The 19,904-nt window shown below is 32.1% G+C and carries 19 protein-coding genes; 15 read left to right on the top strand and 4 right to left on the bottom strand.

Features of this window, described 5'->3' with window-relative positions; all coding sequences use genetic code 11:
- Positions 1–157 precede the first annotated feature (157 nt).
- The 6 genes from ACJMLB_RS07905 (at position 158) to ACJMLB_RS07880 (ending at position 8,010) form a co-directional block, all read left to right on the top strand.
- Complete coding sequence (locus ACJMLB_RS07905) at positions 158–409, top strand: DUF5654 family protein (RefSeq protein WP_405325098.1); 252 nt, start codon at positions 158–160, stop codon at positions 407–409.
- Between the two features lie 130 nt (positions 410–539).
- Positions 540–1,331, top strand: a complete 792-nt coding sequence (locus ACJMLB_RS07900; RefSeq protein ID WP_405325095.1) for a zinc ribbon domain-containing protein — start codon at positions 540–542, stop codon at positions 1,329–1,331.
- Positions 1,332–1,661: 330 nt separating this feature from the next.
- Positions 1,662–2,471, top strand: a complete 810-nt coding sequence (modA, locus tag ACJMLB_RS07895) for a molybdate ABC transporter substrate-binding protein (protein WP_405325092.1) — start codon at positions 1,662–1,664, stop codon at positions 2,469–2,471.
- Positions 2,472–2,768: 297 nt separating this feature from the next.
- Complete coding sequence (gene modB / locus ACJMLB_RS07890; protein WP_405288650.1) at positions 2,769–3,449, top strand: molybdate ABC transporter permease subunit; 681 nt, start codon at positions 2,769–2,771, stop codon at positions 3,447–3,449.
- A gap of 77 nt (positions 3,450–3,526) precedes the next feature.
- The gene (locus tag ACJMLB_RS07885; RefSeq protein ID WP_405325088.1) at positions 3,527–4,564 is read left to right on the top strand and encodes a sulfate/molybdate ABC transporter ATP-binding protein; all 1,038 of its coding nucleotides are present in this window, start codon (positions 3,527–3,529) and stop codon (positions 4,562–4,564) included.
- Positions 4,565–4,740: 176 nt separating this feature from the next.
- Entirely contained in the window at positions 4,741–8,010 is a 3,270-nt protein-coding gene (locus tag ACJMLB_RS07880) for a DUF5814 domain-containing protein (protein WP_405325085.1), read from the top strand.
- 88 nt (positions 8,011–8,098) lie between these two features.
- Here ACJMLB_RS07880 and ACJMLB_RS07875 read toward each other — a convergent pair whose 3' ends face one another.
- The gene (locus ACJMLB_RS07875) at positions 8,099–8,491 is read right to left on the bottom strand and encodes a hypothetical protein (RefSeq protein WP_405325082.1); all 393 of its coding nucleotides are present in this window, start codon (positions 8,489–8,491) and stop codon (positions 8,099–8,101) included.
- 149 nt (positions 8,492–8,640) lie between these two features.
- Here ACJMLB_RS07875 and ACJMLB_RS07870 point away from each other — a divergent pair, with 149 nt between their 5' ends.
- Positions 8,641–9,243, top strand: a complete 603-nt coding sequence (locus ACJMLB_RS07870) for a YigZ family protein (protein WP_405325079.1) — start codon at positions 8,641–8,643, stop codon at positions 9,241–9,243.
- A gap of 123 nt (positions 9,244–9,366) precedes the next feature.
- Here the strand turns inward: ACJMLB_RS07870 and ACJMLB_RS07865 are convergent, their stop codons facing one another.
- Positions 9,367–10,854, bottom strand: coding sequence for a sodium-dependent transporter (locus ACJMLB_RS07865; RefSeq protein WP_405325076.1), 1,488 nt, complete (start codon positions 10,852–10,854; stop codon positions 9,367–9,369).
- 320 nt (positions 10,855–11,174) lie between these two features.
- On the opposite strand from ACJMLB_RS07865, the gene ACJMLB_RS07860 reads away from it, so the two are divergent.
- From ACJMLB_RS07860 to ACJMLB_RS07840, 5 genes are all read left to right on the top strand, one after another.
- Complete coding sequence (locus ACJMLB_RS07860) at positions 11,175–11,657, top strand: RNA-binding protein (protein WP_295605355.1); 483 nt, start codon at positions 11,175–11,177, stop codon at positions 11,655–11,657.
- A 78-nt stretch (positions 11,658–11,735) separates the two neighbouring features.
- The gene (gene arfB / locus ACJMLB_RS07855) at positions 11,736–12,440 is read left to right on the top strand and encodes a 2-amino-5-formylamino-6-ribosylaminopyrimidin-4(3H)-one 5'-monophosphate deformylase (RefSeq protein ID WP_405325073.1); all 705 of its coding nucleotides are present in this window, start codon (positions 11,736–11,738) and stop codon (positions 12,438–12,440) included.
- A 76-nt stretch (positions 12,441–12,516) separates the two neighbouring features.
- Positions 12,517–12,909, top strand: coding sequence for a tRNA (N6-threonylcarbamoyladenosine(37)-N6)-methyltransferase TrmO (gene tsaA, locus ACJMLB_RS07850; protein WP_405325070.1), 393 nt, complete (start codon positions 12,517–12,519; stop codon positions 12,907–12,909).
- A 557-nt stretch (positions 12,910–13,466) separates the two neighbouring features.
- Entirely contained in the window at positions 13,467–13,700 is a 234-nt protein-coding gene (locus ACJMLB_RS07845; RefSeq protein ID WP_067146527.1) for an LSm family protein, read from the top strand.
- A gap of 227 nt (positions 13,701–13,927) precedes the next feature.
- Entirely contained in the window at positions 13,928–14,113 is a 186-nt protein-coding gene (locus tag ACJMLB_RS07840) for a 50S ribosomal protein L37e (protein ID WP_292775557.1), read from the top strand.
- Between the two features lie 245 nt (positions 14,114–14,358).
- On the opposite strand, the gene ACJMLB_RS07835 is transcribed toward ACJMLB_RS07840, so the two are convergent.
- Positions 14,359–14,838, bottom strand: a complete 480-nt coding sequence (locus tag ACJMLB_RS07835) for a hypothetical protein (protein WP_405325066.1) — start codon at positions 14,836–14,838, stop codon at positions 14,359–14,361.
- Between the two features lie 560 nt (positions 14,839–15,398).
- Between ACJMLB_RS07835 and rnc the strand changes: the two genes are divergently transcribed.
- A complete protein-coding gene (gene rnc, locus ACJMLB_RS07830; RefSeq protein WP_405325063.1) occupies positions 15,399–16,067 on the top strand; it encodes a ribonuclease III in 669 nt (222 codons plus the stop codon).
- Positions 16,068–16,138: 71 nt separating this feature from the next.
- Here rnc and ACJMLB_RS07825 read toward each other — a convergent pair whose 3' ends face one another.
- Positions 16,139–16,399, bottom strand: a complete 261-nt coding sequence (locus ACJMLB_RS07825; protein WP_405325060.1) for a hypothetical protein — start codon at positions 16,397–16,399, stop codon at positions 16,139–16,141.
- A 276-nt stretch (positions 16,400–16,675) separates the two neighbouring features.
- Between ACJMLB_RS07825 and ACJMLB_RS07820 the strand changes: the two genes are divergently transcribed.
- Both ACJMLB_RS07820 and ACJMLB_RS07815 read left to right on the top strand, forming a co-directional pair.
- Entirely contained in the window at positions 16,676–18,151 is a 1,476-nt protein-coding gene (locus ACJMLB_RS07820) for a homoserine O-acetyltransferase (RefSeq protein ID WP_405325058.1), read from the top strand.
- Positions 18,152–18,354: 203 nt separating this feature from the next.
- Entirely contained in the window at positions 18,355–19,815 is a 1,461-nt protein-coding gene (locus tag ACJMLB_RS07815) for a sodium-dependent transporter (protein WP_405325056.1), read from the top strand.
- Positions 19,816–19,904: the final 89 nt, after the last annotated feature.

The following is a 19,904-nucleotide window of genomic DNA, read 5'->3' as shown; positions in this document are numbered from 1 at the left end:
TATTTTAGTAATAACTTTATATATGATAAATTGCATAATATTAAATAACTAAAAATTAGTAAATTCTATTTAACTGAAATTTTATGAGTGAATTTCCTTATTGAAGTTAAAATTGCTAATTTTAGTTGTTTTTTTAAAAATATTATGGAGATATATTATGGTAGCAAAAACTGTTATGAAAACTATTATTACCTTAGTAACCACTGCATTCGGTTTAGTTGCAGGTTTAGCATGGAACGATGCAATCCAAAAGTTAATTGAAACTTTAGTAGGTACTGGAGACGCACTTAACGGATTATTCATTTACGCTATTGTTGTAACCATTATTGCAGTAGTTGTAACCATTATTCTTGCTAGAATTGCAGCAAAAATGGGTATTGAAGTAGATGATGAAGTTAAAGGAGAATAAATAGTTTTTATTATTCTCTTTTTTTACTTTTTTGATATTATTTTATATTTTTTTAATGTTTTTGAAAATCTTTTTTTATACTTATTTCTTTATTGTATTTTGTTGAATTGTTTGTTTAAGGGGGTTAAAAATGGCAAAATATTGTGGAAACTGTGGCAGGGAACTTTCAGATGAGGCAAAGTTCTGTCCAAACTGTGGTCAGGAATACATTCCAAGGTACAAAGCAGATCATTACACAAGTACACAGACTAAAGATGAGTTTGACGGTCCATTTGATGATTTTGATAACAGAAGCTCAACAAATCCTTTTGAAAGCTCTTCCAAAAAGAGTTCTGGAAATGATAAGGGAAATATTGGAAATGAAGAGAAATTTCCTTTCAAAAAGGTATGCATAGCTCTTTTCATTCTATTGCTGCTCTTTTCAATAATAACATTTTTTGCCTATGACAGCAACAATTCAAGCGATTATGACACTTCAGTCATAGAGGACAGTGCAGACAATATATCTGTCGATAAGTACAAATTCAATAGGAATCCTCACGAAGCTTGGGACAATGAGCCTTATAACCTGTCAATAGATAGGAATGCATATCTAAGCGGAGAAGGTAAAGTTCAGTTGATTGACTCAAACCATTCATACAACATAGAATCCGATGGATTCAACATCACAGAATATGAAACATATTACGTGAATGTGGATGATGATGACTGGTATGTCTTGGACATTTTCAAATGCGAGTTTGAAACTCCTTCACAAAGGCAAGTCTATTCAACAGATATGGATAATGGAGATCCAATCATAATTTATGGTGGAAAGGGTGAATATACTGGCTATGGAATCATAATTCCAAATTCAAGTGATGATTCAACTTATAAGAATATTGAATTTTTAGAGAGTATTTTCCATTATAAGGATGAATAATGGTTGTTTTAATTTAAAATTTTTTTTATTCCAAATCCTTTTTTTCTAATTTTTTTATAGATTTTATTTCTAATTTCGCATATTTATTTTTCAACTATCGATATGAACTTGTTCTCAAAATCGATATGAAAATATTTATATATCAGTATAAATTAAAATAATATTACTAATCAAATAACATTAAATCATTATCTAAATAAGGTTAAGTAATAATGAAAGTAATTATCATTCGATAATGAAACTTATTGCATAAAGATTATTTCAAATCTTTCACTTCTATAATTGATTTAATGTATGATAGTGTTTTTATAATTATTAAGGAGAATGAAAATGAATAGAAAAGCATTGATTATTGCTGTTTTAGCATTAATAGCTGTTATTAGTGTAGGTTCATGCTCTGCTGGCTGGTTTGACTTCCTTGGCGGTGAACCTGACTTAGATGGACAAACTGTTCATTTAGCTGCAGCAGCTAGTTTAAAAAATGTATATGATGATGAATTGATCCCTATGTTTGAAGAAAAGTATCCTGGTGTAAAAGTAGTGCCAACTTACGCTTCAAGTGGGGACTTGCAAACTCAAATTGAAAACGGTTTAGAAACAGATGTTTTCATGTCTGCATCTAACAAACAAATGAACGCTTTAGCTGATGAAGGTTTAGTCGACAATGATACCAACCTCCAATTCTTGGAAAACAAAATCGTATTGATTGTACCTGCTGACTCAGATTCCAACCTCACTTCCTTTGACGATTTAGCAAATGTGGATGGAACCATCGCTATCGGTGACCCTGAATCCGTACCTGCAGGACAATACGCTAAAGAAATCTTAACCAACCTTGGTCTTTGGGACGAACTTGAATCCAAATTCTCTTTAGGTACTGACGTAACTGCAGTATTAAACCAAGTAGGTCAAGGATCTGCAGAAGCTGGTATTGTATACGCTACTGATGCTAAATCCACTGATGACGTAAAAGTTATCTGTGAAGCTCCTGATGATGCTTTAGACACTCCATGTATCTATCCTGTAGCTCAAATCAAAGATGCTAAAGATGCAGATGCTGCAAAAGCATTCATGGACTTCTTGCAAACTCAAGAAGCTAAAGACAAATTCGTTGAATACGGATTTACTCTTCACGAATAAATTCAGTATCCATTATTCATGTGAATAAGAAATAATATTAAATAAATTTAATATTTTGATTATTCATGTGAATAATCACTTTTTTTTAAAATATTTTTAGTTAATATTAAATTATTTATTTGTTAATTATGCAAAATTTAAGAAATTATTAAATATTTATCTATATTATTATGCAAATATTAGGAAATTATTAAATATTTATCTATATTATTATGCAAATATTAATAAGAATTAAAAAGAAATATATTATCTATCATATCGATGGAATAATTTAATATTAATTAAGGAGAATATTACATGACAGATTGGTCCCCAATTTTCATCTCAATGAAAACCGCAAGTCTATCAATTTTCATAACCTTCTTTGTAGGTTTGATTGTAGCTTGGGGTCTTGTGAAGATGAAAAATGACACAGCAAAGATTTTCTTAGATGGCATATTCACATTGCCTCTTGTATTGCCACCTACTGTAGTGGGTTTCTTTTTATTATGGATTTTTGGTGTCAGAGGACCTATCGGAAGCTTTTTTATAGACTTTTTTGCATACAAAATAGCTTTCTCATGGCCTGCAACTGTAATTGCCGCAGTAGTCATGTCTTTTCCATTGATGTACCGTTCAGCAAGAGGTGCATTTGAACAAATCGATTCTAATCTATTGGATGCAGGACGTACTTTAGGAATGTCTGAATGGAAGATCTTTTGGAAAGTTGCATTTGCAAACGCATTGCCTGGAATACTCAGTGGGGGAATTCTTGCTTATGCACGTGGTTTAGGTGAGTTCGGTGCTACAGCTATGCTTGCAGGAAACATTGCAGGACAAACCAGAACCCTCCCTATGGCAGTTTACTCAGAAGTGGCTGCAGGTAATATGGGAGAGGCATTTAACTATGTAATAGTCATTGTTTTCATCGCATTCATTGTGATATTCATTATGGATTATGTCACTTTGCGTAAGGAAAAGCAATGGAGATATGATTAAAGTAATTATTATTAAAAAAATGAGTTCTACTAATTAAACTTAAGATTATTCTATTTTTATATTCACGAGGAAGGATTATGAGCAATAAGATGTTAAAGGTAAATATCCAAAAGGAACTAAAGGAATTTGATTTGGATGTTGATTTTGAATTGAAAAACAAGCGTTTAGGTATTCTCGGTCCTTCTGGCTGTGGAAAGAGTATGACATTGAAATCCATTGCAGGTATTGTTAATCCTGATAGCGGTGTCATAAGTGTATCTGCAGATAATGAGGATGTTTATTTTGACTCCAATAAGAAGATTAATCTAAAGCCTCAAAATAGAAATGTCGGTTATCTGTTTCAAAACTATGCCCTATTCCCCAATATGACTGTTGAAGAGAATATTGGCATTGGAGTGGAAAAGGAAAATAGGGAAAGGACAGTGCCTGAAATGATCAAGCGTTTTCATTTGCATGGTCTTGAAAAAAGATATCCTCGTCAGTTGTCTGGAGGTCAGCAGCAAAGGGTTGCATTGGCTCGTATATTGGCTTATGGTCCTGATGTAATATTGTTGGATGAACCTTTCAGTGCTATGGACACTTTCCTTAAGGAGCAATTGCGTCTTGAACTCGTCAATTCACTGAAGGATTTCGATGGATTTTCTGTTATGGTTACTCATGACCGTGATGAGGCATTCCAGTTTTGTGATGAGCTAATAGTCTTGGATAAGGGTAAGATCATTGCAAAAGGAGATACCTATCAAATATTTGAAAATCCTGGTAAGGTTCAGGTTGCACGCCTTACAGGATGTAAGAACATCTCTAGAATTGAAATCATTGATGATTATCATGTAAAGTCATTGGATTGGGGACTTGAACTTGAAGTATCTAAAAAGCTCTCACCTAATATCACACATATTGGAATAAGGGCTCACGATTTCTCTTCAGCAAAAGAGGATGACTTGAATGCCTTTGATACATTAGGTTCAACAAAGATAGAGATGCCTTTTGAATGGGAAATAACCTTGGCAAATGGATTATGGTGGAAGTATGACAAGCAGATCCATGAGCATGAGTTTGTTGTTCCGGATTATATTAAAATAAATCCTAAAAACATTATTTTATTGGAAGAGTAGTTTAATTGCTCTTTTTTATCTATTTTTTAATTTTTTAATCATAGCTTTTTTTTAACAAATAATTTTTTTTAGTAATTTAATTTCTTTTTGTCTTAATCTTTTTAAACTATTAGAAATATAATTTAAACTATAATATTTATATAAAAAATTTAAAATAAAAATTAGGAATTTTATCAATGATAGTATTAAACAAAAGAAAAAAGACTTGGGAAATGTATCCTATTGGAAGTCCTAAAGGAGCTTTAAATACAAAGCGTAAGCCAGAATTCATTGGCGTATTGAAGTTTAAGGAAAATGATGAGGATGGCTCAATTTCCATAAACCGTTTTGTAATCAAGGATGAAAAGGAAGACAAGCTCTATCCTCCTTCCAAAGCAATTAACTTATTACGTTCTCAAGCTGTTTTCTTGGCAGACAAGGATGAAAAACTGGAAGCTTTCCTAAAGCAGAACAACATCAAGGTCAGATTCACAAATATCTGCCAGCATTGCAGTTTCGAAGGGGAAGTCACCATTATCAATTCAGACTTTTCCTACCACTATCATGACCAATTGATCTGCAAGACCTGTGCTGAAAATACAATCAAAAGGGAGCTTCAGCTTAGGGGATATGACAAGAAGGTATTCAGGAACTTCAAGAGAGTGCTTGAAAAGACAGGCAGTCTGGATGATGTTTTGGAAATGCTCTCCCCAAGATTCGACCCATTGGCACACACAGACTTGACATTATTCGATAGAGTGAAGGTTCATGATGATAAGATTCCTAAAATAGCCATGAAAAGGCTTAAGATACCTGAAGAGTTCAAGCAAGTCATTTTAAAAGAGAAAAACGATTATCTTCTCCCAGTTCAATATTTGGCAATTAGAGAAGGATTATTGAAAGGTGAAAACCTTTTGGTAGTGTCCGCTACAGGTAGTGGAAAGACATTGGTTGGAGAGCTTGCAGGTATTCCAAAGGCATTGAACGGCAAAAAATTCTTATTTTTAACTCCACTTGTAGCACTTGCAAACCAGAAGTATAGGGATTTCAAGAAGAGATATGAGCCTTTAGGATTGAAGGTAGCAATTAAAGTGGGAATGAATCGTATCAAGGCTAAAGGAGAGCTAAAGTTACCTAATTCCAATATTCAGGATGCAGATATTGTTGTCGGTACCTATGAGGGAATAGACTTTATGCTTAGGGCAGGCGATTCTGATGCATTGAATGACTTGGGGCTTGTTTTGATAGATGAGATCCATACCATTTCAGATGAGGAAAGGGGTCTCAGGTTAAATGGATTGATAAAAAGGATTGAGCATATCTTCCCTAAGACTCAAGTGATTGGATTGTCCGCTACAATAAAGAATCCTCAAGATTTGGCAAATGACTTCAATATGAAACTGGTACAGTACAAGGAGCGTCCTGTTCCTCTTGAAAGGCATATTGTCTTTGTAAGGGGAGATGTCCAAAGAAGAATAATCATGAGAAAATTGGTTCAAAGGGAGTATTTCAGCACATCCTCCAAAGGATTCAAGGGCCAAACCTTGATTTTTACCAACTCAAGAAGAAAAACCCATAAAATAGCTAATTTCCTATCTGGAAAGGGAATCAACGCTTCAGCATATCATGCAGGATTGTCCTACTTCAAGAAGGAAAAGATTGAAAAGGACTTTTCCAAAGGCAAGATTGCAGCTGTTGTCACAACTGCAGCGCTTGCAGCAGGTGTGGATTTCCCAGCATCACAAGTAATTTTCGAATCATTGCTTATGGGTAACAAATGGATCACTCCTAATGAATTTTCACAGATGTTAGGTAGGGCAGGTAGGCCAACATACCATGACAGAGGTGTAATATATCTCGTTCCAGAGATTGGAAGTGAGTTTGACAATGAAAGTGAAGAGGCAGTTGCACTTGACCTTCTTGAAAGTGATGTCGAGGATATTTTCGTGGATTATACAGAGGATGGATCACTTGAACAGATACTTGCCGATATATCATCAAAGTCCTTAAGGAAAGTGAAGGATGTCGAGGAATTCTATCAAAATATTCCAGTTCCAATGGATATAATGACAGCACTTGATGAACTTGAAGATAAGGATGCTATAAATATACATGCGGATGATACTATAGATACAACTCGCTTCGGTAGGGCAGTTGCAATGTCATTTTTATCTGTGGATGATGGTGTTATCATCAAGGATTCAATCAATGATCCAAAATACTTAAGTTATTATTATAATAAGCCCTTCTTTAAGACCAATCTGAAAGAGCTAAGGTTACTTTCTGAAAAGATTGATGAAAGTAATGAGAATGCCTTAAAGAAAAACAAGAAGATAAAGAACAAGTCTAAACAACAGGCTAAAGATAGTTCTAAAAAGGATAATAATGATAAAAAAGAGACAAAAGAAAAGGATAAGAAGAATAAGAAGGATAAGAAGGAGAAAAAGGACAATAAGAAGAAAAACAAGTCTAAAAAAGATAAGAAGAACAAGAATAAGTCCCATAAATCTAAAGAGAATAAGATTAAGGAAAAATCTATTAAACCTAAGGAAGATAAACCTAAAGAACTTAAAGAACCTAAAGAAAATGAAAGTTCTGGGATTAAGTTCATTGTTGAAGAGGATGTGGATGAAAAGCCAGTTCCTAAAAAGGAGACTAAAAAGGAATCCAAAACCAGCAAGTATATTGATAATATTGCTGATTATTTCAATGGATTGAATCAATCTAAGGATTATAAGTCTTCTGATGATGATTCCAATATTGACAATCAAAAGAATGATTATAAATCCTCTAAAAAAGATAAATCTAATGTTAATAAGTCCGATGTGATTTATAATAAGAAAACTTCAAATAAGTCTAAAGACAGGAAAAAGAATAATTCTGCTGCAGTCAAGCAGATTAAGTTTAAGGAAAACATCTTTTCTGACATTCATGAAAAGATGACTAAAAATGAAGTCAATTCCAATGATCTATTGAAAGTTCAGTCAATAGCTCTTGATTTGGAATTGTTTGAAAACGCTTATTTGGCTCCTGTTGTTCATAAGCAAATCATCAGTGCATTGAAGATGAACTTTTCTACAAGATTGTTTGCTGAATCCACATTGGATATCATATCTTCTGGAGAGGCAATTTCAAAGATTGACAAGAAATTCCAGGATGCATTGCTTAAGATTCAAATTGATTTCCTAAGATGTGATTGCAATGAAAGGCCATTCTGTGAATGCCTGCAAAGGGGAATTTCATATTACATAATCAATCAAAGGTTGAATGGAAAGGATCCAATTGACATTTCCAACTCTCTTCTTAAGGAATATCAAATACAAACATACCCTGGAGACATATTCTCCTGGCTTGATGCTTATGTAAGGAATCTGGATGCAATTAGAAGAATTGCTAAGGCATTTGGTAAAAAAGATATAGTTCAAGTTTCAGAAAAACTGATGAAAATAGTTGAATCCGGAAAATAAGTAAAAATTAGGATTTTTAAGAATTTGAATTGCAAATAAAATAAAAATAGAAAAAAAGAGAATTGGATTAATTAAAGATTTTCTTTAATTATCCGTTGCTTATAAAGAATCTTAAAAGTCTTGCGAGAAGGTCCGGATTGTCATCAGAACTTGAGCTTGAGTAATAGCTTGAGCTTGAACCTGAGTTGTCTGAATTGAATAGCTTGTTCATTCCTTTATTTATCAGTTCAGACCAATCGTTGCCCTCATCATTATAACTGTTGTAATTGTCACCGTTATCGTTAGAGTCGAAAAATGAGAATAATCCTCCTCCATTTTCAGAACTGTCTAAGTAACCGTTGTTGTTTTTATCCTCATCGTAATCGCTGGTTGCAATCCAATCGGAAAGACCGCCAGTCATAGAAAAAACTGCACTGCTTGCAATAAAAGCAATAAAAGCTATAACAATGTATACCAAAAACTTTGCTTTCTTATCTTCCATGATCTCACCTCGATGATTATTAATAATTTTAGATTATAAAACTTATCAAAATTAATATTATATCAATTAAACATATAAATGTATATGTTTATAATATAAAATAATTAATATAAAACATTTTCTAATAATCAAAAATATTGAACGATACTATGAAAACAATATCTAAACCTTTCCAAACATCTATAGATATCAAGAAATCTCAATTCATTTGCAGACTCTTTCCTGCACAGGATGAAAAGGAAGCAAAAGAGATCATAAATAAGATATCTGAAGAGTACAAGGATGCAACACACAATTGCACTGCATATGTAGTGAGCGATGGGGAAGGATTTGATGATGATGGGGAACCTGGAGGAACTGCAGGCAGACCTATGCTAAATGTGCTAAAGAAAAATGAGATGGAAAACATTGTAGCTATTGTCACAAGGTATTTCGGTGGAATCAAGCTTGGTGCAGGAGGTTTGGTCCGTGCTTACAGCAAATCAGTTCTAGAAACCCTTTCAATTGCAGAGATTGTTGATATGGAACTCTATGAGATATTCCGCTTCAGTTTTGAATATCAGCATATCAAGACAATTGACAATGAAATCAGGGCAAAAAACTTGTCTGTAGTTGAAAAGCAGTATGAGGCAAATGTGATTTATTTTGTAGCTTCCAATAATGAGGATATGATTAAAAACATTCAGGAAAAATTAACTAAAGAAGTTAAAATAGAGCATTTAGGAAGCAGATTTTTAGAAAAAATAGATTAAAAATAATAAATACTTTTTTTAAAATAAAAAAATTAAAAATAGATTTAAAATAATAACAAAATTACTTTTTTTTTAAAAAATAAAAAAATAAAAAATAGAAAATAGAAAATAATTTAAAATAAATTATAATCTATATTCGGTTTTATCCCAGTCTTCGTTTGTAGCAGGCATTTTGGTAAATATGAAAGTCAATGCAAGCAATATGACAGTAAGAACACCAAATACGATCAATTCATGCATTGAACCGGTATTTATAATGTCCAATACTCCACCAATCCATACAATTCCAATCACTAATGGCAAAATGTATTTAACTATATAAATCCACCATTTGCCTAATTTAATGGTTTTACTACGTGCATTTAAAGTTGGAATAAGCTCTTCACAATTGAAAGTCCATGCAAATAGGTTACATTCCACTAATACTCCGAAGAGAATGGCTATTTGGTTGATGTATGCATCAACATATCCAAGAAGTGTTCCACCGTAGGAGGTTGCATACATCATGGATAAGGCGGCCCCTATTATACAAAGGACGGTCATGGTTTTCTTACGGGACCATGTGAACTTGTTTTGAATACTGAATGCCAACGGTTCGATAGTGGACAAGATACTTGTAAGTCCTGCAAGGTATATTGTCAAGAAGAATAAAGGACCAATTATAATTGCGTATTGGCCTAATACATTCAATACTGTAGGGTAAGCTACAAATACCAATCCTGTACCTTGAGCTACAAGGTCTGCAACTGCTGTACCGCTTTGAAGTGACATGTATCCTAGGATTGAGAAAACCCCTAATGCACAGAAGTTTTCAAATGCACAGTTTGCAAATGCAATTGACAATGTGTTTGTAATCAAGTCCCCTTCCTCTCCGGTATAGCTTGCATATGTGAATGCAATACTCATACCAAGACTTAATGAGAAGATTATCTGACCGAATGCTGCCATCCATATCTCAAAGTTCAAGAGCAGGCTCCAATCAGGTGAAAAGAGCTCATTCAATCCTATCATTGCACCAGGCAAGGTTAAGGAGAATGCTACAATCACAATCATGATTATAAACAATAAAGGAACAAGAACTTTACTTACTTTTCCAAGTCCCTCTTCAAGGTCCTTGTGGGAAATGTACCATATAATTGCCCAACTTGCAAGCATTGCAGCACCAATGACTGGAATGAAGTTAGTTATTCCGCTAAATGATTCCTGAGATTGAAGCAAGGTTGTTGCAAAGTAGGTATTTGGGTCTGCTCCCCATCCCTTAAAGAAACTTAATATTACATATATTCCATCCCATCCAAGTATACATGAATAATAGATCATAATTATGAATACGGAAATAGGCAATAGCCAACCTAGGAATTCATAATTTGCATGTATTTTACGAATAGCCTTTGGAAAGGATGATTTGAAATTGTATCCAACACCATATTCCAAGATTAAAAATGGAACTCCCATAAGCAATATTGCAACGATATATGGAATGTAGAATGCTCCTCCACCGTTGCTGTATAAAACGTATGGGTATCTCCATATGTTTCCAAGTCCTACAGCAGAACCTACCATTGCCAAAACAAATGATAGATTGCTGCCCCATTCGTTTTTATCACTCATAAAAAATCACAAAATTGTTTAATAAATTATCGATTAAATTGAAAAATAGAATAATAAGGCTCTTTAAATGAATATGATTAATTTAAAGATTTTTTAAATTCTCTAATCTTTTAAATCATTCATTTTAACTTATTTAAAGATTATTTCTAAATTAATTTAATATTACTATATTGTATCCCAAAATATAAAAACTATACTATGTTAATTTTAATTTTCTAAAAAATTTATTTTATAAAATTAGTAAAATATTATTAAAATAAAGTACATAAATAATCATAAGATTTTTTTAATGAAATTAACTACTATAAAATTTTAAGGTGCTGGTTTTGAAAATTAAAAAAAGATATTTCCTAAAGAAAAAGAAAGTGAAAGCCATTAAGGAAGAGCTTGGAGATTATGGTTCTTTCATCAACAACAAGGACACTCTTGAAATGTTGGAGGCAGAGGATTACGACTTCATTTTAGTAAATGGAGAGCCTTACATCATTATGATTAACGGCAAGCCATACCCTACACTTAAGGCTGCATTGAATATAGAATTGGACAGCAAGGTCGTTGTTGTGGATATGGGTGCAGTAAGGTTTGTAACCAAAGGTGCTGATGTAATGAGCCCTGGAATTGTTGATGCAGACGAATCCATTGTGGAAGATGATGTTGTAATAATCGTTGAGGAAACACATAATAAGCCTTTAGCAATGGGAATCGCATTGATAACTGGTCCTGAAATGGTTGAGAATTCTGAAGGAAAGGCTATCAAATCACTCCATTATGTTGGAGATGCAATTTGGAATTTGGAAGTGTAAAATATTTTTATAGCTATTTAACTGTTTTAAGAGTTAATCCTTAGCTATTAATGTTAATTTATTCATTTAAGTGATAATATGGTTGAATTGAGAGTAAACGCTGGAAATGTTAAGAATCCTAATGTTCATAAGATTGGAATAATTGCACTTGGTTCACATCTTGAAAATCATGGTCCTGCACTTCCTATTGATACGGATGCTAAGATAGCTTCATATATAGCTTTCCATGCTGCTTTGGAAAGCGGAGCCAAGTTCTTGGGAGTAATTTATCCTGCTCATGAGATAAAGGAGATCAATCATGGAATACATGTTTCCTTAGACGACTTGACAGATGAAATCGTTAATGTATTGAAATCAGCAAGGAAGCATTTGGGAATCAGCAGTGTAGTCATTGTAAACGGTCATGGAGGCAATTTGCCTATTGTTACTAAATTATATGATATTGAAGAGCAAACAGGTCTCCTCATTACACTAAACAGCAAGATCATTGAATCTGAAGGGCCACATGGAGGTTCCGGTGAATTGTCCATGGCAAAGGTTTTAGGCATCATCAATGAGGATGAGGTCAAGAATCAGACTGATTTAAGCGAATATGGGGAAGTTGGCCTATACATGTTTAGTCAAGCAAGGAAAAATGATCCAAACATTGAAGAAGGTGCAATGGACATTGAAGAAAACGGCGTTTATGTTGATGAAGTTTATGGAAATGAACTCTTAAAATTAGCTATTAACTCTGTATTGCTTGATGTTGAAAAGCAATTGGATTCCCATTATGGCTACTGATTTTAATTAGTTTTTAATTTTTAATTATTTGATTTTTTAATTTTTTTATAATAATTTATTTTTTAGGATTGATTTTATGGATGAAGAAATAATTTTTAAGCCGATTGGATACATCAAGTCTCCATATGAAGATGTAAGAAGCATGCCGAAATCCACAAGAGAATCAGGAGATGTGGAAGCGGAGATGGTCATCAAGGAGGAGTATCTTGAAAGCATGTCCAGCATGGAAGTCGGTGAAGAGTATATGGTCTTATTCCATTTCCATAAGTCAGAAGGATTTAAGCAAAGGGTTCCTTTTATGGGAAACGGTCCGATTAAGGGATTATTTTCAACTCATGCCCCTAATAGGCCAAATCCGATTGGAGTCTCTACAATAAGGATAACAGAAATTGATGGAAATATCATCAAGTTCAAAGGAGTTGACATGTTGAATGGAACTCCTGTGCTTGATATAAAGGACATTCTATAGCTATTTTTCTTAAATTAATTTCTGATTATTTTATTTTTTTACTTATTTATTTTTTTTTTTACTTTAATTATTTATTTTTTTCAATTTTCATTATTCTTTTTTCCAAAATAATAGCTTTAATTTATTTTCATATCGAAATATTGATTAAAATTCCTTATTTTTCGTATTTAAGTGCAAAACATTTATATATTATATAAAATATATATTATTATAATATTAATTTGGTTTAACTATATTATTATTGATTATTTTCAAATCTTATTGGAATTTAATGATTTTTAATAATTTTTAAGATAATTTTGGTTTTTTAATTTTATAGTTGATCTTATTAATTTATTAATTTTTAGAAAAATTCTAATAATAGAGATTTTGTGTCTAAAACATATTGTCTTTTATTTTTTCTAAAAAATTCCTTAACTACCGGTATAATATCTTAAAATAAATATTATAACTTGATATTTGTTTTAAAAAGAGGCTTTATTTTCCTTATTTAAATAGGAAAAATAGTTAAGTTTATATATTATACAAACATATTTAATATAGTATAGGTGATAATCATGAGCGGACAACAAAATGTTCAAAGACCACTTGACGCATTAGGAAAAGCAGTAAACTCTCCAGTTTTGATTAAACTCAAAGGAGAAAGAGAATTCAGAGGCATCTTAAAAAGTTTTGACTTACACATGAACTTAGTACTTAATGATGCTGAAGAATTGGAAAAAGGAGAAATAATGAGAAGGTTAGGTACTGTTCTCATTAGAGGAGACAATATTGTATACATTTCTCCATAGAAACTTAGTTTCTTATTTTTTCTATTAGTTTTTCTTTGTTCTACTCAATAAAGATTATTGAATTATTATTTTATTAGTTAAATTAGTTTCTTTTATGAATTAATTTAATTAATTATCTATTTTATGTTCTTATTTCAAATAAGACTGTTTTATAGACTATTTAGGAATTCTAAGGAATTCGATAAAATTTATGATTATTGTTGTTATTAATTTAGGAGGAGATAGAAGTGAAAGGAACTCCATCAATGGGTAAAAAGAATAAAAAGACCCATATTAGATGTAGAAGATGTGGTAAAAACTCATACCACGTACGTAAGAAAGTTTGTGCTTCTTGTGGATTCGGTAAATCCAGTAAAATAAGAAGATACAGTTGGCAAAACAAAAAACCTACCACTCGTCAAAGATTAGTATAGGTTTGCCAAAGTTTTTATGCATATAAAATTTATTTGAGATAATATAAGCGAATTATCTCAAAAACACTTACTATTTTTTATTATTTTTATTTCATATTTAGTCTATTTTAGGTATTTTAACTAGTTTTAATTGTTTTATAAAAAAAGTTTTTCTTTTTAGATCAATGAAGTAGTGTATCTAAAATATTGAAAAAAGTAGTTTTTTTTAATTGATAGATTATTTAAAAAAAGTAGTTTTTAATGATTTATTGAAAATCAGCAATGACCTGATCTAACTCTATTTGAAGTTTTTTTAACAATTTCACATTTTTCCCTGTCTTATCAAGGATAATGGTCATTATCTTATCAACTTCGTTTTCTTGGTAGTTTGGATCTATCTCTTCACTGACACTGTCCCATAGTTCTACAGCCCAGTTTTTCTTGCCGTTGTAGACTTGGTCAATCAGTGTCAATTTACCGTTTTTCAGTCTGAATAATCTAAAGTCCTGTTTTGGATTGGATTTCTTTCCTTCCTTATTGCAGTCCAGATATAATCCATCTGAAAACTCGGTTTTATAGTCTCCTGCCTTAACAAATTCACCAACAAGGGAAAATCCATTCAATACACTTTTATCTAATCCTGTAACGGTTTTCACCCATCCGCCAGTAGCTCTAAAGTTTATTGAAGGGTCTATATTTGTTATCTCTTCACACCAATTAAGAAGCATCATTATTCTCCAAGTCATCAGTTATATTCAATTTTCGTTATAATATGTCTTTTAATTTTAATAAAATCCAAGATAAAAATTATAATAATATTAATTAGCTATAATTTTGTCTTGTTCCTTTATTAAGGGATTAAAAATATATTATTTTAAAAAACATAAAATGAAATTTTAAATTTCCTTTAAATTCTGATTTAAATCTTTAAGACGAAGCTTAAACCTGATTTTCAGCAATTTAATATTATTTAAAATAGATTTTATGTTTGTTAAATTATTTTATATAAGTTTATTTATAAATGGATTATTCGAGAGCATTTGAAAACTAATATTTTTAAAAATAGCTTTGATTTTTGTTTAGAAATAGTTAATCTAACATGGCATTTGTTTAAGATTTATATACTAAGGATAACAAATAATTAGTTAAGTATAGTTTTATGAGTTAAATGATAGTGCTGTTATGATAATTTAATATTAATTTATTGAATAATGGAAAGGTAATATTAAATTATTATAATAATTCATCAAATTCACTAAAAAGCTATTTTTAAAACTATATTCGATAAATTAATTGAGTGAATTAAATGAAATTATTGGAAAATTTTAATATTGTACCTAATAACGAACATTTGTATGAGATTGCATTTACCCATTCTTCATACAGTGCCAAACATGACTTGGATTATGATTATGAAAGACTTGAGTTTCTAGGAGATTCCGTTTTGAATATGCTCACTTCAGAATTTCTCCAGAATATGCACCCTAGTTTTAGTGAAGGCAAATTGACTAAGCTTCGAGCTAATTATGTATGTCAGAATGCTTTGATAGTCTATTCCCATGAAAATAACTTGGATAAATGCATCAGATTGAACCTGGAAGACAATGCTCTTACTGACAATGAGGTAATTTCAATAACTGCCGACGTTTTCGAGTCTTTTTTAGGAGCCATTTATCTTGATCAAGGAATAGACAAGGCTAAGGAATTCCTGGAAAAAACAGTTTTCCCATATATTGAGAAAAAAACCATATTTTTCTATGATTACAAATCCACTATCAAGGAGTATGGAGACGCTGAAGGTGTAGATGTTTGCTATGAATTGCTTGAAGAGCATGGTGCACCACATGACAAGACATTCGTAATGAGGATCTTGATTGATGGCGTTGATTACGGTCATGGTGTGGGTAAAAGCAAAAAAGATGCAGAGCAATTGGCTGCATGTAAAGCTATCGATAAGCTAAAAATAGAAAAATAGTTTTTTTTTAAAGTAATTATCTATTTAAAAATAGTATTGGTTAGAAATAGTTTTATTTAAAAATTTGAACATTACTCTTCATATATCTCGAGACAAATCTCATAAATGGTTTTTAAATCCTCTTTTATATCAAATTTAATGTTTTCCGGATTTTTTTCATTGAAATGATTTATGACCTTATCCTCATCTATTTCATGATTATCTATTAAGTCCATGATGATTTTGGATACTATTTTACTTGTTTCAACGGTAATTGCATCATTGAACAAGAGTTCATATAATTTAATCAATAAATCAGTATTGTTAAATTCAATTGGATTTTCTTTACTCATGAGATAATTCCTATTTTTCATTGTTAAATGATTATATATGGGTTATATTTATTAATATTTGCTATTTTTTATATAAAACATTTATAAGTAAATATAAATAGTATTAGAATATATATAAATAATGCATAAAACTTATATATTAAGAAATATTCAGATTTATAAACTAAAATACAAAAACTGAAATACTATATTCAATTAATAAATACTAGCTAGCTGTTGAATAGTATGCTGAATTAGTTAAAATTCAGTATTCTTAAACTTTAAAGGTAATTGAAAATGAAACAAAATACTGTTGGTAGAGTAATAACCAAATATTTTTCTATTGAAGATGATTTGAAGTTAAGCTCTGGCAAGACCCTAAGCAATGTAGAACTTGCTTATGAAACTTATGGTGAATTGAATTCCGCTAAATCCAATGCTGTTTTAGTCTGCCATGCACTTACTGGAGATGCACATGCTGCAGGTAAGTACACTGGAAACAAGAATGAAAAACCAGGTTGGTGGGACATGGTCATTGGTCCTGGAAAGGCATTAGATACAGATAAATACTTTGTAATCTGTTCAAATGTATTGGGAGGATGTAAAGGTTCAACAGGTCCGGCATCTATCAATCCTGCAACTGGAGAGAAATATGCGCTTGATTTTCCAATAATCACCATTGAGGATATGGTTCATGCACAGAAAAAGCTTATAGAGCATTTAGGCATAGATAAGTTATATGCTGTCATCGGAGGTTCTATGGGTGGAATGCAGGCATTGCAATGGACTGTTTCCTATCCTAATATGATGAAAAAGGCAAGTATAATTGCTACAACTGCAAGGTCTTCACCTCAGCAAATCGCTTTTAATGAGGTAGGTAGGCAATCCATTATTCTAGACAATAACTGGAATAGGGGAAAATACTATGATCAGGAAAAGGCCCCTAGATCTGGTCTAGCGGTTGCACGTATGATAGGACACATCACATATCTAAGTGATGCATCAATGTATCAGAAGTTTGGAAGAGACTTGCAGGACAAGACAGAACTCAGTTATGACTTCACTGTTGACTTTGAGGTTGAAAGCTACTTGCACCACCAAGGTGAGACTTTTGTAAAGCGCTTTGATGCTAATTCTTACTTATACATTACAAAAGCAGTTGATTACTTTGATTTGGCAGTTGAAGGTAACTTGGCTGAAGGTTTAAAGGATGTAGAGGCTAAAATACAAATCATTGCTGTAGATTCCGATTGGCTTTACCCTGTAGACCAATCTAAGGATTTATTGGCTGCACTTCAAACAAATGATGTTGATGTAATATATAATGAAGTCAAGTCTGACTATGGACATGATGCATTTTTGCTTGAAAACGGTCAGATGAACTTCCTTTTATCCAATTTCCTATCTGAACATCATGTTGGAGATGTTATGAAAACAGAGGTTCCTACAATTTGCATTGATTCAACCGTTAAGGAAGCTGCAATTATCATGTTTGACAATGAGATCACTCATTTGCCTGTTGTCAATGATGATAAGACTTTAGCAGGAATCGTTACTGCATGGGACTTGTCCAAATCAATTGTAGAGGATTGCAGTGAATTGAGGGAAGTAATGACTAAGGATGTCAGAACCTGCAAATCAACAGATGAGATAGAGGATATTGCAAGATTGATGAAGAAATACAATATTTCCTGTTTGCCTGTTGTTGACGGAGATGACTTAAAAGGTCTCATTACAACCGATAGGATATCACATCTTATTTCAAATTACTAGTAAAGTGTTTATTGGTCTCAGATCAATAAAACATTTTTTATATTTTAATTTTTATCTATTTTTAAACTTTTTTTATTCTAATTATTCTAATTTTAAAAATTTTTACCATTTTTCTTATTTTTTTTAATTATTAAAATAATAAAGTTAAGTTTTTATATTTATATTTATAAAAATATTAATAATTGATTTTAGGATTTAATAACATGAGTGAAAAATTAGAGTGGGATAGTTCCCTATCATTTATATTTGCTATGATTGGAGCTGCCGTTGGTCTTGGAAACATTTGGAGATTCAGTTATGTATTGTATTCCAACGGTGGAGGATCATTCTTTATTCCTTATTTCACTGCTATAGCAATTATGGGAATCCCTTTTTTAATACTTGAATATGGTGTGGGATTCAGTTTCAAGGAATCCTTTTCGAAGATTTTAAAGGATATCAATGAGCGGTTCGAGTATATAGCTTGGGCCCTTGTTCTCTTTGTTTTCATTGTTACAATTTATTATATGGTTATCCTGAGTTGGGATATGGTATATCTTCTAAGCAGTTTCACATTCAGTTGGGGTGCTGATACGGCAGCTTACTTCACAACAACTGTTGGTGGAAGCTCTGATTTGGCCAGTGCAGGATTCTTGCTTGTCCCTACAACAATCTGTGTAATCTTGATGTGGATCGTTTTATGGTACATTTCCCATAAGAATGTTGACGAAGGTATCGGTAAGGTTTCAAAAGTCTTGATTCCATCCTTATTTGTCATAATGGGGATAATTGTTGTTTACGCATTGACATTGCCTGGGCACTCAATTGGTGTGGATGCTCTTTTAAGGCCAAGATGGGCAATGCTTTTGGATATCAATATTTGGCTTGCAGCATTTGCTCAAATCATTTTCTCTTTAAGTATGGGTCAAGCAATCGCTTTGACTTATGCCAGCTACTTGCCTAAGGCTTCCAAATTAACTGACAATGTGCTTATTGTAGTTGCTTCAAACTCCTTGTTTGAGATATTCACTGCATTTGGTGTATTTTCAATCCTTGGTTACATGTCACTTCATTCAGGTATGGCAATGACCAAATTGGTTACTGAAGGTACTGGACTTGTATTCGTTGTTTTCCCAATGATCTTTAATATCATGGGTCCAATAGGTAGGATTTTAGCACCGTTGCTGTTCTTGGCTATTCTATTTGCAGGAATAACCTCTGCATTAGGATTCTTTGAACCAATGCTATCTTCTACAAGTTCCAAGTTTAATATTAGCAGAAAGAAAACTGCAGCCATTCTTTCAATAGTTGGATGTGTCTTTTCAGTTCTCTTGACTACTGGAATCAGCAGTTATCTTGTTGGAATCATTGACTCATTTGTAAACCAATTCGGTATCCTTCTATTGATTGGAGTCCAATGTGTAATATTCGCATGGTTCTACAAGCTTGATGATTTGGTTCCTGTATTGAATGAGAATGGACACTTGAAAGTAGGCAAAATCTGGAAATTCATAATCAAGTACCTATTGCCTTTTGTTCTCTTTGCAATGTGGATTTACGGTATGTATGATCTTTTCATGAGTGCAGCGGCATTCGAGTTGATTGTTGATTCAATCATTATGGTGGCTGTTTTAGCATTCAGTATCATTTTAACTAGATTAAGCCCAAGAGAAGATGAAAGTTAGTCTTTTTAATTTAATAGAAAATAAAATATTTAAGTAATGAAGTACAAATAATATTTTATAAGATTTGAAAGGTAAACTTATCCCTATTA

The organism is Methanobrevibacter sp., assembly GCF_045114555.1.
Taxonomy (GTDB): Archaea; Methanobacteriota; Methanobacteria; order Methanobacteriales; family Methanobacteriaceae; genus Methanobrevibacter.
Note: the sequence above shows the minus strand (reverse complement) of the source record. Positions and strands in the feature narration are given on the sequence as shown.

Excerpts from the sequence above, each read along its gene's own strand:
- ACJMLB_RS07905 (WP_405325098.1), top strand. The coding sequence starts at position 158 with ATGGTAGCAAAAACTGTTATGAAAACTATTATTACCTTAGTAACCACT.
- ACJMLB_RS07900 (WP_405325095.1), top strand. The coding sequence starts at position 540 with ATGGCAAAATATTGTGGAAACTGTGGCAGGGAACTTTCAGATGAGGCA.
- modA (WP_405325092.1), top strand. The coding sequence starts at position 1,662 with ATGAATAGAAAAGCATTGATTATTGCTGTTTTAGCATTAATAGCTGTT.
- modB (WP_405288650.1), top strand. The coding sequence starts at position 2,769 with ATGACAGATTGGTCCCCAATTTTCATCTCAATGAAAACCGCAAGTCTA.
- ACJMLB_RS07885 (WP_405325088.1), top strand. The coding sequence starts at position 3,527 with ATGAGCAATAAGATGTTAAAGGTAAATATCCAAAAGGAACTAAAGGAA.
- ACJMLB_RS07880 (WP_405325085.1), top strand. The coding sequence starts at position 4,741 with ATGATAGTATTAAACAAAAGAAAAAAGACTTGGGAAATGTATCCTATT.
- ACJMLB_RS07875 (WP_405325082.1), bottom strand. The coding sequence starts at position 8,491 with ATGGAAGATAAGAAAGCAAAGTTTTTGGTATACATTGTTATAGCTTTT.
- ACJMLB_RS07870 (WP_405325079.1), top strand. The coding sequence starts at position 8,641 with ATGAAAACAATATCTAAACCTTTCCAAACATCTATAGATATCAAGAAA.
- ACJMLB_RS07865 (WP_405325076.1), bottom strand. The coding sequence starts at position 10,854 with ATGAGTGATAAAAACGAATGGGGCAGCAATCTATCATTTGTTTTGGCA.
- arfB (WP_405325073.1), top strand. The coding sequence starts at position 11,736 with ATGGTTGAATTGAGAGTAAACGCTGGAAATGTTAAGAATCCTAATGTT.
- tsaA (WP_405325070.1), top strand. The coding sequence starts at position 12,517 with ATGGATGAAGAAATAATTTTTAAGCCGATTGGATACATCAAGTCTCCA.
- ACJMLB_RS07845 (WP_067146527.1), top strand. The coding sequence starts at position 13,467 with ATGAGCGGACAACAAAATGTTCAAAGACCACTTGACGCATTAGGAAAA.
- ACJMLB_RS07835 (WP_405325066.1), bottom strand. The coding sequence starts at position 14,838 with ATGACTTGGAGAATAATGATGCTTCTTAATTGGTGTGAAGAGATAACA.
- rnc (WP_405325063.1), top strand. The coding sequence starts at position 15,399 with ATGAAATTATTGGAAAATTTTAATATTGTACCTAATAACGAACATTTG.
- ACJMLB_RS07825 (WP_405325060.1), bottom strand. The coding sequence starts at position 16,399 with ATGAGTAAAGAAAATCCAATTGAATTTAACAATACTGATTTATTGATT.
- ACJMLB_RS07820 (WP_405325058.1), top strand. The coding sequence starts at position 16,676 with ATGAAACAAAATACTGTTGGTAGAGTAATAACCAAATATTTTTCTATT.
- ACJMLB_RS07815 (WP_405325056.1), top strand. The coding sequence starts at position 18,355 with ATGAGTGAAAAATTAGAGTGGGATAGTTCCCTATCATTTATATTTGCT.